The sequence below is a fragment of the Fulvimarina thalattae genome (genome assembly GCF_040239565.1).
In the GTDB taxonomy this organism is placed as follows: Bacteria; Pseudomonadota; Alphaproteobacteria; order Rhizobiales; family Rhizobiaceae; genus Fulvimarina.
The window spans coordinates 1-15,772 of the sequence record NZ_JBEHWS010000031.1; the positions used below are offsets into that span (position 1 = coordinate 1).

Genomic DNA, 15,772 nt, shown 5'->3' on the forward strand with positions numbered 1-15,772 from the left:
TCGCCCTGTTTGGAGAGCTGAGACAGCCGATCCGAAACGTCCCAAAATCCAAACTGACCCGGCATCCGATCCTCCCGACCACCACGACGTCAGTGAATCAGATCACCGCCAAAAACTCCAGTTTCCGGAGACGTCCAGGTCGTCGACCGGCGCGGCCGGCATGAGGACGCGCTCGGGCGTGAGCGCGTCCGCGTCGGCCGGCAGAAGGTCGGCATCGCGAAGGATCTCGGCCATCCGTTCGACCGGCAGTTCCGCTTCATTCGACGCCGATCTGAGCGAATGAAGCCGCGTTTCCGGGATCGCGATGCCGAGATACGTCGACCCCGGCGCCAGCGGCAGCCGCTCGGTCGCGGCCTCGACGAGCATCGCGCGGACCGGATCGTAGGCCGGATCCGGAATGCGTTCGAGCGTATCTGCGAGATCGCCGAAGATCGTCCGCGACGCCGGCCAGGCCGGACAGGCTTCCTCGGTCCGGGAGCGGTCGATCCGGTCGGCGATCCAGGCCGCGAACGCTTCCCTGCCGCCCGACAGGATGTCGAAGCCGCGATCGGCCGTCGTCGCCGGATCGTCGAGAACCTCGTTCTTCCTGAACCGGATCAGTCCCGGCGCCAGATCGGCGGTTCCGACGCATTCGAACATCCGGGCGGCTGCGTACCACGCCAGTCCGTCGACGAACGCGCCGGCGAAGACCGTCTCGCCGCGCAGCCTGCCCGCGAGATAGGCCTGACGCGGCGAGAACACGGCAGGGCGGCCGTCCGCAGGAAGCAGACCGGCGGAGTCGCACCATTCGAGCGCGCTGACGAAATCGCCGTTCGTGTGGCGCAGCGGGACGCGGACGACGACGAGTTCCATGTCGTGCGTCCCGCAGACCGTGATCGGCTCGAACCGCCATTCGAGCCTCTGCCACGCCCGCTCGGACGCCATGATCGGGCTCTCGGTCGCGCGGTCGTCCCGGACGCAAGCCGGGCAGAACGCGATCGTCGACGTCCGGACGTTGTCATGGGACACCATCTCCCGGCCGACCGACAGGCGGCCGTTCCGGTTCCTGCGGATCGTCGCGCGGCGAAGGCGATCCTCGTCGACCGTCGAGATGCGGGCAAGGCGGGACAGGGACGCGGTGCTGCCGTTCCCGAGATCCTTGAGGCGCATGCCGACGAAGCCGCAGAGACCCCAGAGCGTGTCGAAGCCGTTGGCGCGGGCGAGGCGCGAGGCGTAGCTCGACGCCGTCTCGCTCGCGCCGATAGGCGGTCGGACAGGAAACGCTCCCGGCATGTCTACCTCCTGGTTCTCGGCGCCTTCGGGGGCTTGGTGTCGTGATCGGGGAAGAGCGGATCGGTCTTCGAATCGCGGAAGTCGTCCTCTTCCGGCAGCCAGTGCTGGATGGTGACGAAGTCCTCGACGTCGGTCCGGAACGAGTTCTCCGACAAGTCGCACGCGGTCCGCTCCTCGAGCGCGATCTCGAAATGCCGGCGTCCCAGTTCGCCGCTGCCCTCGACGACCGCGATCTCGGCCGCGAGGCGCAGGAGATCGAAGATGCGGCCGTATTCGAGCGCGCACGCGAAGGCGAGCCGCTGCGCGACGTCCTCGATGTCGTCGATCGCGTTGGCGAGCTTCGCCCGGCGGCAGGCCTCCTCGATCGCGTCAACGACGTCTCCGAGATCGCCGTCTCCGAGGAGGCCGGTGACGGAATGCGGGGCGATCGGCCTGACCGGAAACCAGGTGTTGCGGCGCCTCAACTGGTTGTCCGTCTCGATGAACCGTCGCAGCGGCTTCGTTCCGACGAGTATGATCGAGACCGGCCAGTAGTCGTTGCCGGTGAGGTTCTTCATCTCGTCCCGGGCCGACAGGATATGCTTCGGTTCCCTGCCGTGCCGGACCGCGTGCTGCGCTTCGTCGATGACGATCAGAGACGTCCGCGTCCTTGGCAGGACGTTCCGGACGTTCTTCCAGACGCCGTCGGGCTTGAGGTCGCTCTCGGACTCCATGCCGAGGGCCCGCAGGATCGCCTCGCCCAACTGGACGCGATTGAACGGTGCGGGCGCCTGCATGCGGATCACCGGAAACAGGCGGAAGCCGTCCCTGTCGATCCCCTCGAGGATGTTCTCCTGCGCGAGCGCGGCCTCGAGCATGCGGGTCTTGCCCGCGCCCGAGTTGCCGTAAACCGTCAGGATCTGACCCGGGAACCGGTTCGAGATCTTCGTCTTCGACGCTGTGACGTCCGCCTGCGCCGTGGCGCTCTTGATGATGCGGCCGAGGCGCTTGCGGAAGGCCGCGTCGCGATCGAGCCCCAGGTACATCTGACGGACGCGGGAAATGCGATCGAGGTCCGCTCCCGATCCGGGGAGCAGCCCGTTCGCGAAGCGCTGCATTTCGGCCAACGAGGCCTGCGCCTCCGCTTCGCCGTTCGGTCGGTATGTCTCGCTCCAGATCGCCATGTCAGCTTTCCCACTTCCGCGGCTGTCTTCCACTAGGCGCGGCCGCTGTTTCGATATTCCGCACGGGTGCGGGTCGTTCGTTCCTGATTTCCGGCTCGGGCGCCGGAGTCGTCGCCGTCGCTCCGGCTCCCTCCGCCGGCGCATCCGCCGGTCCGTCGGTGTCCTTCCGCACGGTCGGCGCCTGTCGCGGCGCCGGTCCGCGGACTTCGCCCGGGACGACGGCAAGCGCCTCCTCGCTCCGGACCGCGCGCACGCGGTGGCCGAAGTTGTTGGCGAAGGCGGAGCCAATCTCCTTCTTCAGGCGCTTCAGCCCGGCGGCATGCTTCTCCTCGAAAAAGATCGCGCCTCTCCTGCGGGCGTTTGCCGCGATCGCGTCGATGTCCCTGAGTGCCTCGTCGAGGACCTGCCTGTTCTCGTCCGGGTGTGCGGCACGCGAGAAGGCCGTGCCTTCCAGACCGAAATGCTGCGCGGCGGACTTGCCGAACTGCTCGAAGTTCCGGCCGAGGACCGAGCGGTCGACGGACTGCGCCCCGAACCACTGCCGGTCGGCGTTCGCGCCGGAGGTGACGACGATGCGCGAGGTGGCTTCGTCACCGCTCGCTCGGGCGAACGAGACGCGACCGAGTTCGGTCTCGTCTATGAAGACGTCGACTTCCGCATGCCGATCCTGTCTGAAGAGAGCCGAAAGCTCCTCGCTGAGGTAGAACCGGCCGAGCACGCGAACGCCCTTCGCAGAGACCTTGCGCTTCAGCCGGGTCCCGAACGCGATCCGCATCCGGTCGTCGCCCGGCGGCGGGTTCGGCGGGTTCTCCCGCGAAAGACGGTTCCAGGCCTGTGCCGGCGAAAGGCCGAACAGACCGGAATGCGGCGTGCGGTGGTAGACGTCGCAGATGTAGCGGATCAGCGCCCGCTCGAGTTCGGCGATCGTCAGCGCCGCGTACCGGTCGGCCTGGTAATCGCCCTTCTCCGTGACGTTGCCGAAGGCCCGGCCGTCGAAGCGCGGGAGCAGCCGCGTCTCGACATTGCCGAAGAACCGCTCAATCGTGCCGCGGAAGTGCGGACGCCCAGCGGGCGGGCGCATCGACTCGATGTCCAGCGAATCCAGTGCCCGGCGGAACTCGTGCGACTTGAAGCCCGAACCCTTGTCGGTCACGACGCCGGTCGGCCAGCCACGGCAGGGCCATTCGGTCCTCGCTCCGGCTCGCCGGCGCAGATCCTCCTTGTCCTCCAAGACGTGCCTGAGGACCGACAGGGCGGAGTCGTGGTTCGGATCCCTGTTCGACAGCGAGATACCAACGACGCAGCGCGTGGCAACGTCGATCGCGACGGAAAGCCAGCAGCGGATCTTCTTGACCGCTTCCTTCTCCTCCTTCGTCATCGCCGCGTAACGGCCGGCGGTCTCGAGCAGCGTGTGGAGGGAGACCTTCCACTCGTCGATCTCGATGCGCTCCATGGGTCGCGAGACGACCGGGCCGGAATAGACCGGCTGGAAGTACCGACGTGCATGATCGATGCCGTGGCGGCCGGCCATCTTGTCGAAGTCCGGCAGGGCCGTGACGGCACGCTCGAGCATCTTGACGCTCGGGATCCTGTAGGAAGTCCGGTAGAACCGGTTGTAGCGACGGATCATCCTCGCCATGCGTTCGTGAAGGAGCGCGACGGTCGGCCGGTTCGGCGTGCAGTAGAGCGCCGCGAACCGGTCGACGATCCTCTGGACCGTTCCGCCATAGCGCGACGTTCGGTGTCCGGAGCGCCTGCGCATCGAAACAAGGACGAGTGGATCGCCGTCCGAGGCGGCATAGGCCCGCACCCACCGTCCCAACTGGCTCCATGAAGGCGCGGTCCAGCCTTCGGACTGACGATCGCCATGCCCGTTCCTGCCGTCCGCATACCGGCTCGCGGCTTCCCTCTCCGTCTCGAACAGGTCCTTGATGACAACGAGGGCGCCCCTGTAGCCGTCGGGGCTCTTCAGCGCCCTCTTCGCGACGTAGAGCGACTCGAACGCCTCGACCCAGCGAAGCCGGTGCATCATCTGCTCGCGCTGTTCGTCGGTGAGATCGTCGTGGGACGCGATCCCGCGTTCGCGCCGGCGGACCTGACGCGGCGACCAGTAGCCCCGGTCGAACCGGATCTTCCCCGTGTCGAGGAGCGCCGCGAAGGTGTCGTGCTCGACGAGCCTGGGCGTCGCGATGCCGGGAGCACGCAGGACGTGCCCCCGCTCCGTCGTCTCAGCCCACGAATATTCCGCGCCCTCCCAGACGATCCGGTCGGTCGCGCCGATGCTGTAGCGGGCGGTCTCGTGGAAGATGCCTGCGGGCGCCAGGGCCGTACGGGTCGGCATGGCCGTTTCTCCTTTCAGTGGATCGGTGCCGCGAGGACGCGGGCGTCGAAGTTCAGGCGATCGATCCCGGCGATCTCCACGAGGCCGGTCATGGAAAGGCGTGCGATGGCCGGCAAACCCGCCGGCCCGAGACCGCTCGCGCGGATTGCTTCCGAGGCACGGACGGTCACACCGACGCCTCGCAGACAGCCGAGCATCGCCTCGTCGGCTTCGGCGTCAGGACGCCGCCACGCGCAGCGGACGGCATGGGATCGCTGGACCAGCCAGTCCGGGCAGTCATGGCGTCCGACGAGGCGGATCTCGGCCCCGGCGAGACGCGGATCGTCGAGCGACAGGCGCCTAAGGATCCGCCGCAGATCAGCGATACGGCTGCTCGTCTCCGGACGGATCGACTCGAAGACGATGCGGCCGTCGTGCCCTTCCCAGACGTTGTCGAAGAAGTGCTCGTGCCACTCACCGTGCGCGCGATAATGGTAGGGTCCGGCCTGGACGCCGAGCCTGCGGACCATGCCGGAGCCGTCAAGGACGACAAGCCGGTCGCGCTCGAGATTGCTCTCGAAGTAGAGGCGTTCGTAACGGAGGCTGACGAGAAGACCGGTCATCGCCCGATCCGAAGCCGGCATCGTGACGCGGCCGTCGACCAGCCAACGGACACGGAATTCGAGATCGCCACGATGATCGTCGGCAGACCGGTAGAGGGTTTATACGAGCCCCGTCCTTCGGTCGTGCCGAGGCCGCTCCCGGCAAGGGGAGGAGCGGCGTTCATGTGGAGCATCTCGTCGGCAATGGCGTTCTCGGGGTCGAGCGTGTCGTCGTAATTGATCAGGGACATCTGAAGGACTTCCTAAGGTTGCAGCGATGCGCACGACGAGGGCGTTCCGGCGTCGCGGAAGGCGGCGCAGGTCGTGCGGATACGAAGGGTCGAGCGGTCATGGACGGGCCGGCGGGAGCCGGCGCCGGTCAGGGCCGTTTCGAGCGTTGTCGCGTGCGGAGGATCATGAGGGCGGACTCCATGCGGGATCTCGGACCGGTCGCGGCGTCAGAGTCGCGAACGGGGCGGTATCGTCGTGTCGATGGGGTCGGTCTTCGCCTCGGGAAGCGTCAGGCTACGCGTACCGGGACGGACCAATCCCATTTCGTCAGGGCGCGGGCCCGTTGCCCGGCACCGTGAGAAAGGAGGGAAAGGAAGGTCATCGGCAGGGTATCTCCTGGTTGCCCGTCACTCGTGGTGCGGGACCGTCGACCATAGTGCGGACGCGTTAATTCCGCGTTAGGGAATATGGCTTCCGCTCCGTGGCTGCGGGCAGTGCAAATCGATCTATCCATGGCTCGAACCCAACAATTCCAGTCGCTTGGACGGGCGCCGAGATGCGTCGGCGACCATCTTTTTCCTTGCCGCTACCGGCCGGCGAGGCCGTATTCCTCGGCGAACGCCTTCAGGGCGGCCCGGCCGAGCACGCGATGCGCGATCGCCCGTCCGGCGAGATCCTCCACGGCGCCGCGGTGCCTCGCGACGAGCATGACGGTCTCGGCGTAGATTCGGGCCAGACGCTCGTGGACGACCATGCCGTCGACCTCCATGCCGTGTGTGATCGTCCGGCCGAGCCCGAGGATGCTTTCGGACGCGGCGAGAAGCCCGGTCGCTCGCGCGAGGTCCGACTCGCCGCTGCCGCCGGCGCCCGCCGAGACGGACCCCAGCAGGACGTCCTCGGCGGCCCGGCCCGCGAGTGCGCAGGCGACCTCTTCCTCGAGTTCGCCGCGCAGACCCTCGAAGGTCGAGGCGTCGCGCGACGACCTGACCGAGCCGCCGACATCGCCGGCCTCGATGATCGACAGCGCGGTCGGAATCGTCCCGAAGATCATGCGCACGACCGCGTGGCCGGCTTCGTGGATCGCGACGCGCCGCAGGACCGAAGGCGAGCGCGTCTCGGGCGGGACCGCGACCGCGATCAGGTCCTCGGCCGAGATCTCCCGGCCCGCGAGTCGGGCACGCCTCCGGGCATCCCGCGAGATCCGGACGACGTCCGCACCCGACATCGTGCCCGCGAAGAGAGTCGCGACCTGACCGATCGCTTCGTCCGAGACCCCGGTACCGAGGTGGTGCCGGAAGATACCGGCGAGCGCATTCTCGTCGGGCAGGCCGATGAAAAAGCGCCTGTCGAGCCGTCCGGCCCTGACCAGAGCCGGATCGAGCATGCGATCATGGTTGCAGGCCGCCAGAACGACGATGCCCTCGCGTCTCGCGATACCGTCCATGCATTCGAGCAGGCAGCCGTTGATGGCGACGAACCATGAATCGTTCCGATCGCTGGTTCCGCGGGCCCTGATCGCATCGATCTCGTCGATGAAAACGATCGCCGGCAGGTTCGCGGCGGCGTCCTCGAACGTGCGCCTGATGGCCTTGGTGACGTCGCCGAGATGGCCGCCGCGGCTCGACTGCCATTCGGCATAGGACGTCGGCACGAAGTGCGCCCCCGACGATCCGGCGATGGCGGCCGCCAGCATCGTCTTTCCGGTGCCGGGCGGTCCGACGAACAAGGCCCCCGAGTCGATGTCACGCCATTCGAGATCGCCCCGCCGGTAGGCGGCGAGATCCTCGACAAGCTGACGCGCGAAATCGCCGGCGGCGCCGTAGCCGTGGAGATCGTCGACACGCGGCAGGGTATCGCCCGTCGCTGCCGGGCGCGGTGCCGCATTCTCCTCGGGCTCGTCGTCCGCATCGTCGGCGAGGATGGCGTCCAGGATCGCCAGACGTTCCTCGGCGTTCCTACCTCGCGACATCGCCATGTCGAAGCGGACCGGGCGGAATGCGGATAGCCGATGGTTCGGCGACAGGTTGCCGATATCCTCCAGACCGATCGCGGCGGCGAACGCGGCACGTGACGGCTCGGCGATCTCGATGATGTCGTCCGCGATCGCTTCCAGCAGTGTCGGGGTCTCGTCGTCGGGCAGCATCATGACGAGGACCGGGCCGTCCTCCAGATGCCGTGCGATCGCGTCGACCGTCAGCGGCAGCGCACGATGGACATTGCCGCTGGTTCCGGCGACGGCCGTGCAGTCGATATGCGTCGTGCCGAGTGTCGACTGCAGGATCAACCTCGCGGCTTCGTATGCGGTCTCGAGCCACATCGCGTCGAAGCCTCGGATCCCGAGCAGGACGTGCCGGTCTCCCCGGCTTTCCGCGGCGGCGCGGACCCGGTCGTGGATGATGTCGTAGATCAGCATCTGGGACGGCAGCATGTCCGCGATCTGGTCGTCGAGATAGCGGCGCTCGCGGCTGCGATGAGAGGCGTCCTCGGCCTCGGTCAGGATGTCGAGTGACATGGCTCTCTCCTCGAGGCTCCTCTTCCGCGCATGGGATCGAAGGTTCCGGTTCATCGCGGTCTGACCTGGGTTTCGGGGCCGATGGGGTCGTCGCGCCATTCGATGGAAACGACACGGCGGAGAAAGAGCGCGATCACCGCGCCGACGGGTTCGGGGCTTTCGCGCATCGCGGACGCGGCTTCGATCAGGGTGATCGGCGACATCTCCGCCAGGTAGGCGAGAAGGCGGACGCGGTCGGACAGCGGCACCGACCAGCGGGCGTACCGCATCATGTCCCTCGCGTTCGACAGCGCGGGTTCGAGCATGATCTCGTCCTCGGGGACGGTCCGGTATGAGATCGACTTCTCGATCGGCGTCAGGCCGGTGCGACCGGCGTCGATGAAGCGCTCGAGGCCGCCGCTCTCCACGATCCGGAAGTCGGGGACGTGCTCTACGATCTCGCCATCGGGATCGGCGAACTCGACGACCTCAGGCAGGCACGACCATTGAACGACCGCGCGATCGAGATCGAGCAGCACGCCGAGGTCGCGGGCCAATCGCGAGCGGAAGATCGGGCGGCCGACGCAAAGGACGGTTCCTGGTGGGCCGAAGCGGCGGAGGGACGAAGCCCGGCGCCGCGCCCGTGTCAGGGGGTCGGCGGTATTGTCGGCTTCGATGTCGGAATGGTCGGAAGGGGTATGATCGAGAACGGGCATCGTCGGCTCCAGAAACGCGAGAGGGCGTTCGCCGGACGACGGGCGCTCTGCCCTATCCGGCGCGGTAGGTCGGGCGCTTGGCCACGACGACGTGCTTTTGTACGGTGTGCTTGATCATGGATGAGAACATAATAAGAACTTCGGAGCCGAGTCAATTCGAGTCGGCTCGGGGGTTCGACAATATGGAGAGATCATGGTTAACGCGCCGAAGACCGAAACCGACCTGCCCACGGTGACTGACGACGTGGTTGACGCCGCGATCCGACAGGCCGGCGGCGATCCGCGCGAAGCGGTACGCGGGCTGATTCTCGGACAAGCCGAGATCGAAGGGCGGCTGTCGAGGCATATCTCGGCAGGCTACGTCCGGCGAAGGCCGTGAGCGGCCGCGCACGATATTGCCGCTTGATCGGAACGGTCGATAGCCGGCAGGTAGACGGCGTGGATGCCGACATGCGAACGGCGATCAAGATCGCGCTGGATGAGCTTCCGCCCGAACTGAGTGCCCGAATAGCGATGAAGAGGCCGAAGATCGGGAGGCAGGACTACGACGAAGCCCGGCGGCTGATCGCGGAGCATCTGGTCGTCAGAGTGCGGGAGATCGTCGAATGTCGGCGGCGTGAGCACGCCGCCGACCGAGTTCACGGTTAAGCACGATCGAACCGGCTCGGACCTCTCATTCCAATTTGAACTCCCCGCGGTGATACGGGAGGCTTGAATTTCACGTACTTATGAATCCCATGATCACTGATCGACCAGTCCACCGTCGAGATGCGCTCGCATAGACACCGGTCGTGTTATCGCCGGGCGGATCGTCTCCGCGTCCGGCTTGACAGAAACGCCAATCCCCGGACGCTCGGGACGAAGCAGGAAGCCCTTCTCGACGACGAGGTCGCCGTCGATCACGTCGTGCCCGAGAACCTTCGACGTACTCTCGAAGACGTAATTGTCGTAGCCGGTCGGGAATTCCTGAATGGCGACGTTCGATCGACTGAACCCGATCGCTGCACAGGCAGCGACGCCAACGGGCGAGATCGGATTATGCGGCGCTACCTGGACGTCGTTCGCCTCAGCGATCGCGGCGATCTTGAGGGCTGCGGTGATGCCTCCGCAGACTCCGACGGAAACGCGGGCGAACGACATTGCCCTACGTTCTATCGCCATCTTAAATTGATAGATGTTGAAGTAGCGCTCTCCAGTCGCGATCGGCACCGGTGATTTTCGCGCGACATCCGCCATCGCATCGATATTCTCGGGACGGATCGGGTCTTCGAGCCAGCCCGGGGTGAACGGTGCTACCTCTTGAGCGAACGTGACGGCCTCCGCAGGAGTCAGTCGGCGATGGAGTTCGAGCATCAGATCGACGTCCGGTCCGGCCGATTCTCGGCAACGCCGGACGGTTTCGGTTCCGGCGCGCATCAGGCCGGCATGCCCGAGGAAGTACGGGGTGTCCTCGGGCTCGTCCAGAAACGGGTTCAGGTGACCGATCGCGGTATATCCCTCGGCGGCCTTCTCGCCCGCATACTTCGCGACCCCTTCGACATCCTTGGCGTAGACGTGCGCGTAGACGCGGAGCTTGTCGCGGACGGCTCCACCGAGCAATTCGTAGAGCGGCACCTTGTATGATTGGGCCTTGATATCCCACAGGGCGATGTCGACCGCCGAGATCGCTCCGCCGATCGCCGCGCCGTTGAAGTGCGCGAAGCGATGCATCATCTGCCAGTGCCGCTCGATGCGCCGGGGATCCTGACCGACGAGATAATCGCAGTACTTTTGAAGGGCAGCCTCCGATGCCTCGAGGTGCCCCCAGGCACCGCTTTCGCCGTAACCGACCAGACCGTCGGATGTCGTGATTTCGGCATAGAGGAACTGGCCGACTCTGCGCGGCCGGGCTTTTTCGATTTTCACGATCGAACTCCTAGAAGTAACCGAGATTGTAGGGAAGCGCGGTCACGATCGACGGGACCAAGATGAGCACGCTGAGGAAGACCAGTGCGATGACGACGTATGGCACCGATACTCGAAAGAGGACGCCGATCGGGACGTAGGCGACCTTCTTCAGCGCGTAGAGGACCATGCCGACCGGCGGTGTCAGAAGCCCGACAGTGAGGCTCATCGCCATTACGACACCGAAATGGACGAGGTCCAGGCCGATGCGATCGGCTATCGGAAGAAGGATCGGAGTCAGGATGATGATCGCAGGAGTCTGTGCCATGAAGCAGCCGACCAGCAACCACACGGCCATCAGCAGGAACAGAACGATCGTCGGATCTTCGGATATGTCCGTAACGAGGCTCGCCAGCGCCTGAGGAAGCCCAAGCCGAAGCATTATGACGCCGAAGGCCGAGGTCATCGCGATGATGAACATTAGAGTCGCCGTATCGAGTGCGGTGCCCTTCAACTGCTCGATGAGGGCACGCACCGACAGTTCCCGGTAAATCCCCATCGTCAGGACGAGTGCGTAAAGGACGGCAATCGCTGCGGCTTCGGTCGGTGTGAAGATACCGCCGTAGATGCCCGCGAGAATGATCCCGGGCGTCAGCATCGGAAGGAAGGCGCGGATCGCCTTTCTACCGAGATCGCCGGCCTCCGGCCACGTTCCGCTCGGCATCTTCATCCGCTTCGCCCGGTAGGCCACCCATGCCATGAAGCACAACGCCAGAAGGATGCCCGGTACGATCGCTGCGAGAAACAACGTCGCGACCGACTGTTCGGCCTGGACCGCATAAGCGATCAGAACGATCGACGGCGGGAGGACCGGTCCGAGAATCGAGGACGCCGCGGTGACACCTGCTGAAAAGCCTTCATCGTAGCCATTGGCCCTCATCGCCTTCATTTCGATCGCGCCGAGACCGACGACGTCGGCGGTCGCCGAACCGGACATGCCGGCAAAAATGAAGCTCGCGAGGACGTTCGCGTGTCCGAGTCCGCCACGAAGTCGAGAGACGAGTGTCGCGACGAAGTCGAACAGCCGTTCCGTCACGCCCCCGCTGTTCATCAGGCGACCGGCAAGGATGAAAAAGGGAATCGCTAGCAATAGAAAGTTGTCGATGCGATCGATCGCGAAGCGCGCCACCATCTTGGGAACGAGCGTTCCGAAGGGGTCACCGAAGATCAGCAGTCCGCCGATGATAGATGCGAGGCCTGCCGAGATCGCGATCATGAGACCGGCGACGATCATCAGGACGAGGCCGAGGGTTAGAAAAATGGGGGCCATCAGGCGTCGATCCCCTCATGCTCGGTCGGGATGTAGACCTCTCGGTCGTCCATCGTGACGAGGACAAGCAACGCCAAGAAGATCATGGCGGCACCCTGAACGACGTAGAGGACCGAGACGGAAAGCGTCGGGAGCGAGATAAAAGTCATGTTCCGCGTCGCTTCTGCTTGAAGCAGCGCACCTGCCGCGAAGTAGAGGCTGACGAGCGCCGTCAGAAGCTTCAGTATCCACAGATAGACACGCAGCATTCCCGGCGGCATCATCGTGACGAAGAAGTCGACCACGATATGCTCTCCTCGCACATAGGCGGCCGGGAGCGCGGCGTAGACGGAGGTGACGAGGAAGATGCGGGCGGCCTCTTCAGTCCAGGACAGAGGAAGCGCGATGACGTAGCGAAATGCTACCTGGCAGAGCACTGTAACGATCGTGCCGACGAGCAGCACGACCGACAGGCTCAGCCAGGCGGACCCCGTCCACCTGACCAGTTTGCGCATTTCCGTTACTCCGAACCGCCAGCGGCAGCATCGACCTCGGCGAGGAGCCCAGGCTTGCAGTTGGCTTCGGCATAGGCTTCGACGACCGGCCGTGCCTGCTCGCGAAACGCCGCGACATCCGGCTCGATGATCTCGGCGTCACCGCTGTCCTTGATCGCCTTCGTGACGCGTTCGGTCTCTTCATCGACCTTCGTGGACAGCCAGTCCATCGCTTCGTTCAGCGTCTGGTCGAATACCTCTCGATCATCGCCGAGGCTTTCGTGAAAGTCGCTGTTCACGTAGACGATCGTATACGTCCAGATGTGTTCGGTCAGACTGATATAGTCCTGCACTTCATGGAAACGCAGGCTGAAGATCGTCGACAGCGGGTTTTCCTGCGCGTCGAAAACGCCTTGGCGGAGGGCTCCGTAGAGTTCCGAGAGCGGGAGCGGAGCCGGCTGCGCGCCGAACTTGGAGAAGACCTCGGTGCGCAGATCATTCGTCACGCGCATCTTCAGTCCGGCCATGTCGGACGGGTCGCGGACAGGTTTGTTCGCTGTCACGTTCCGGCTGCCACGTCGTCCGACCGCAGCGATCTCGATCGCGTAGTTTTCCTGGAGGGCCTGCGACGCCTCCTCGCCGACCTTGCCTCTCCAGACATCGAGGCCGTGCTGCTCGTTCTCGAAAACGTACTCGCCTTCCAGGCATTGATACTGAGGCGCGGCGAACTGCAGGACGACCGGCGAACTGACGTTAACGTCGATCTCCCCAGAGGAAAGCTGCTGGACGAGTTCCCTGGTGCCACCGAGCGTTCCGCCCGGGAGAATGTTAAGACTCAACCGGCCCTCAGTCCTTTCCTCGAGCAGACGGTTCCATTCGTCCATCGCCTGAGTGCTGACGTCGTTCGCATTGAGAATGGTCGCGACGGTAATGGTGCGGGCTTCGGCAGCCATGTTCGCCAGACCTGCGGCAGCCATGATCGTGGCGAGAGCGGTGATCGTTCTTCTCATTTCTGTTCCTCCCATGAATCGAAGAAGATTTCGGACTTGTTCAGTCCTTGAGTGCCTGCATCTCGAAATGCAGCTTCATCAGGCGCCCGGCCTCTTCCGGAGTCGCCTTCTCGATCGCAGCAAAGATCTGCCAGTGCTGCTCACTCCGTTCGTCCGCGGGCCTAGGCATCAGGCCGATGGTTTCCCATGCCGAACGGAAGTAGCGATGCGCCTCCTCCTGGAGCGCGATGACGTAAGGATTACCTGTCATTCGGCCGAGGATGGCCTCGAAGGTCAGGTCGATCGAATGAGAAAGCTCGGTGCGAAACGGTTCGCTATCGGCCCGTTCCAGGTATGACCGAAGCTCGGCGATCTCCTGCGCGGCGGGTTTCGTCGCGGCAAGCTCCGCTGCCAGGCAGTCGATCGCCCTTCGCGCGACTGTCGCTTGCGCGAGCATCGATCTGCGCTCCTCGGATGCGACGAGCGAGGGGTCGAGCAGCGCGAGATTCTGCGATTTCTTGACGAACGTTCCCGACCCCTGCCGGATATCGACGATGTGAAGACCGGACAGATACTTCAGCCCCTCCCGAACCGCACTTCTGCTGACCTGCAATGTCGAGGCCAATTCGCGTTCGGTCGGCAGGCGGTCACCGCTTCTGAGGCTGCGGGTAGCGATCAGTTGCAAGATCTGGCGTGCAACCTCGCCGGAGAGATGTCGGCGCTCGATCGGGAGAAGGGTGCCCTCTGAACTACTCTGCAATCGTTCCATAATTGGCCTGTCATCTGGTGGTCTGACCAATTACGCGCTTTTTTCCTGTTAAGTCAACGGTGCAGTTCCATTCCGCGAATGCATCAAAGGATGGCGTTCGTAGCCCGCCGTGTCGAATGAAAGGGTTGATGCCGATTTCCGCAAAGGGACCGCTCTCGCGAAGAGCTTGGGCTTGTGCGACAGCCTTAGGGTGAGAGCGATCGAGCAAGGGAACGTCGTCCAGTCGGCACGTTCGGCGGCCGCGGAATCCGACATGCGGAACGCCATCACGATCGGGCTGAACGAGCTTTCGCCCGAACTGAGAGCGCGGATTGCGATAAAATGGCCGAAGATCGGATGGCAGGATTACGACGAAGCACGGCGGCTGATAGCGGAGCATCTCCTTGTTCATATCAGGGAGTTCGCCGACTATCGGCGAAGCCATTCCTGACCCGAAAAGACAGGATTGGCTTGACGACATCTACCATTACAGATCATACTACCCTAAAGTAAGATAATGCGATGGATCGTTGGGTGTAAACTTGCCGGACCAAGTCACGCCGGGGGCGGGAACAGGTGCAAACCCGCCAGTCAAATTTCACGAGACGACACTCGGCAAGATTTTCATCGGTGTTACCATCGCCGTGATCAGCGGCCTCGCTGGATGGATCGGAACGTTGATCGTCAGCAAGCCGTCTCCACCAATCGCCAAAGTGCGTCCCGATGCGCTAGAAGTGTTGAGAAACGAAGCGGTCGATTTTTCAAGTGCCGAAAGTACCGCTGGCTCAAGCGAAATCTTTGAAGAAAAGTGGACAATCGGCGCATTGCCGCCTGCAGAATCCGCGACTGCAAATTGCTCTCAATCAGAAAAATTGCTTCGCTGTCGGTTTCTGCTTCCAGGCACGGTAGCAGTCGGGCTTGAGGTAACCGACGAGAATGGCCTTTCGAGTTCGGCCGTCTCAGTTATCCAAGTCCGCTTTCCAGGCGGATACATGGGTATCGAGATGGAAGAAGGAGACGAGCAAGCTCTGCAAGCATTGGCTTACGACATCGATTGGCAATATTTGCAGTCACTCCTAGGAATCCCGATTGTCCTCATTGATCCCGCGACTGGCAGTCCGGCCTACGCTGTACAGATCGATCGGCCTGAGACTGAGGAGGAACCTCCGCCTTGGAGCGGGGGAGCCGCAGGTCGGAAAGTGTTGCTCGGATCGATGAAATACGAGGTCGCCGAGGCGTTCGAGATGGCGTTCGCAGATATCGGTGCTTCTATCATTCGGCTGCCATTCGCCGAAATAGCGGTTGCATTAGAAAGAGGTGTCGCCGACGTCGCTGTCCGGCCCGTCGACAGTCTGCAAGCTGTCACGAACCTTCAATAAAAGTTTGAGCCGGCCAAACCGACGCATCCTGGGAGGAGATCGATATGAAAATGGACACCTCGAAGAACCGCGATTTCCGACGGACGAAGGCAGCTTGAATGTCGTTTCGGGATTGCGAGTGGTCTGAGGCGCCGCATTTCCATGGTTCTCGCGTTTACGGACCGCTTTTCAGCC

At 64.0% G+C, this 15,772-nt stretch carries 16 protein-coding genes; 4 read left to right on the forward strand and 12 right to left on the reverse strand.

Features of this window, described 5'->3' with window-relative positions; all coding sequences use genetic code 11:
• Nucleotides 1–102 precede the first annotated feature (102 nt).
• The 7 genes from ABRA89_RS19460 to ABRA89_RS19490 all read right to left on the reverse strand — a co-directional run bounded on the left by ABRA89_RS19460 (nt 103) and on the right by ABRA89_RS19490 (nt 8,795).
• Entirely contained in the window at nt 103–1,272 is a 1,170-nt protein-coding gene (locus ABRA89_RS19460; RefSeq protein WP_349943161.1) for a TniQ family protein, read from the reverse strand.
• 2 nt (nt 1,273–1,274) lie between these two features.
• A complete protein-coding gene (locus tag ABRA89_RS19465) occupies nt 1,275–2,435 on the reverse strand; it encodes an ATP-binding protein (protein WP_349943162.1) in 1,161 nt (386 codons plus the stop codon).
• 1 nt (nt 2,436) lies between these two features.
• Nucleotides 2,437–4,776, reverse strand: a complete 2,340-nt coding sequence (locus ABRA89_RS19470; protein WP_349943163.1) for a hypothetical protein — start codon at nt 4,774–4,776, stop codon at nt 2,437–2,439.
• 14 nt (nt 4,777–4,790) lie between these two features.
• The gene (locus ABRA89_RS19475) at nt 4,791–5,378 is read right to left on the reverse strand and encodes a hypothetical protein (protein WP_349943164.1); all 588 of its coding nucleotides are present in this window, start codon (nt 5,376–5,378) and stop codon (nt 4,791–4,793) included.
• Nucleotides 5,375–5,608: a hypothetical protein gene (locus ABRA89_RS19480; RefSeq protein ID WP_349943165.1), complete on the reverse strand. Its 234-nt coding sequence runs from the start codon at nt 5,606–5,608 to the stop codon at nt 5,375–5,377. The genes ABRA89_RS19475 and ABRA89_RS19480 overlap by 4 nt, the downstream gene beginning before the upstream one ends.
• Nucleotides 5,609–6,174: 566 nt before the next feature.
• Nucleotides 6,175–8,100, reverse strand: coding sequence for an AAA family ATPase (locus tag ABRA89_RS19485; protein WP_349943166.1), 1,926 nt, complete (start codon nt 8,098–8,100; stop codon nt 6,175–6,177).
• Between the two features lie 50 nt (nt 8,101–8,150).
• Complete coding sequence (locus tag ABRA89_RS19490) at nt 8,151–8,795, reverse strand: hypothetical protein (protein ID WP_349943167.1); 645 nt, start codon at nt 8,793–8,795, stop codon at nt 8,151–8,153.
• Between the two features lie 193 nt (nt 8,796–8,988).
• Here ABRA89_RS19490 and ABRA89_RS19495 point away from each other — a divergent pair, with 193 nt between their 5' ends.
• Both ABRA89_RS19495 and ABRA89_RS19500 read left to right on the forward strand, forming a co-directional pair.
• Entirely contained in the window at nt 8,989–9,174 is a 186-nt protein-coding gene (locus ABRA89_RS19495; protein WP_349943168.1) for a hypothetical protein, read from the forward strand.
• Between the two features lie 23 nt (nt 9,175–9,197).
• Entirely contained in the window at nt 9,198–9,443 is a 246-nt protein-coding gene (locus tag ABRA89_RS19500; protein WP_349943169.1) for a hypothetical protein, read from the forward strand.
• Nucleotides 9,444–9,536: 93 nt separating this feature from the next.
• Here the strand turns inward: ABRA89_RS19500 and ABRA89_RS19505 are convergent, their stop codons facing one another.
• The 5 genes from ABRA89_RS19505 to ABRA89_RS19525 are packed head-to-tail and all read right to left on the reverse strand — an operon-like array spanning nt 9,537 to nt 14,231.
• Nucleotides 9,537–10,700 carry a mandelate racemase/muconate lactonizing enzyme family protein gene (locus ABRA89_RS19505; protein WP_349943170.1) on the reverse strand — a complete coding sequence of 388 codons (1,164 nt, stop codon included), beginning with the start codon at nt 10,698–10,700 and terminating at the stop codon, nt 9,537–9,539.
• 10 nt (nt 10,701–10,710) lie between these two features.
• Nucleotides 10,711–12,009 carry a TRAP transporter large permease gene (locus ABRA89_RS19510; RefSeq protein WP_349943171.1) on the reverse strand — a complete coding sequence of 433 codons (1,299 nt, stop codon included), beginning with the start codon at nt 12,007–12,009 and terminating at the stop codon, nt 10,711–10,713.
• On the reverse strand, nt 12,009–12,503 hold the full coding sequence (locus ABRA89_RS19515) for a TRAP transporter small permease (protein WP_349943172.1): 495 nt from the start codon (nt 12,501–12,503) through the stop codon (nt 12,009–12,011). Before ABRA89_RS19515 ends, ABRA89_RS19510 begins: the two co-directional genes overlap by 1 nt.
• A 5-nt stretch (nt 12,504–12,508) precedes the next feature.
• Entirely contained in the window at nt 12,509–13,492 is a 984-nt protein-coding gene (locus ABRA89_RS19520; RefSeq protein ID WP_349943173.1) for a TRAP transporter substrate-binding protein, read from the reverse strand.
• 40 nt (nt 13,493–13,532) lie between these two features.
• A complete protein-coding gene (locus ABRA89_RS19525; protein WP_349943174.1) occupies nt 13,533–14,231 on the reverse strand; it encodes a FadR/GntR family transcriptional regulator in 699 nt (232 codons plus the stop codon).
• Between the two features lie 262 nt (nt 14,232–14,493).
• On the opposite strand from ABRA89_RS19525, the gene ABRA89_RS19530 reads away from it, so the two are divergent.
• Complete coding sequence (locus ABRA89_RS19530; RefSeq protein ID WP_349943176.1) at nt 14,494–14,670, forward strand: hypothetical protein; 177 nt, start codon at nt 14,494–14,496, stop codon at nt 14,668–14,670.
• A gap of 91 nt (nt 14,671–14,761) precedes the next feature.
• Nucleotides 14,762–15,598, forward strand: a complete 837-nt coding sequence (locus ABRA89_RS19535) for a hypothetical protein (protein ID WP_349943177.1) — start codon at nt 14,762–14,764, stop codon at nt 15,596–15,598.
• Nucleotides 15,599–15,772: the final 174 nt, after the last annotated feature.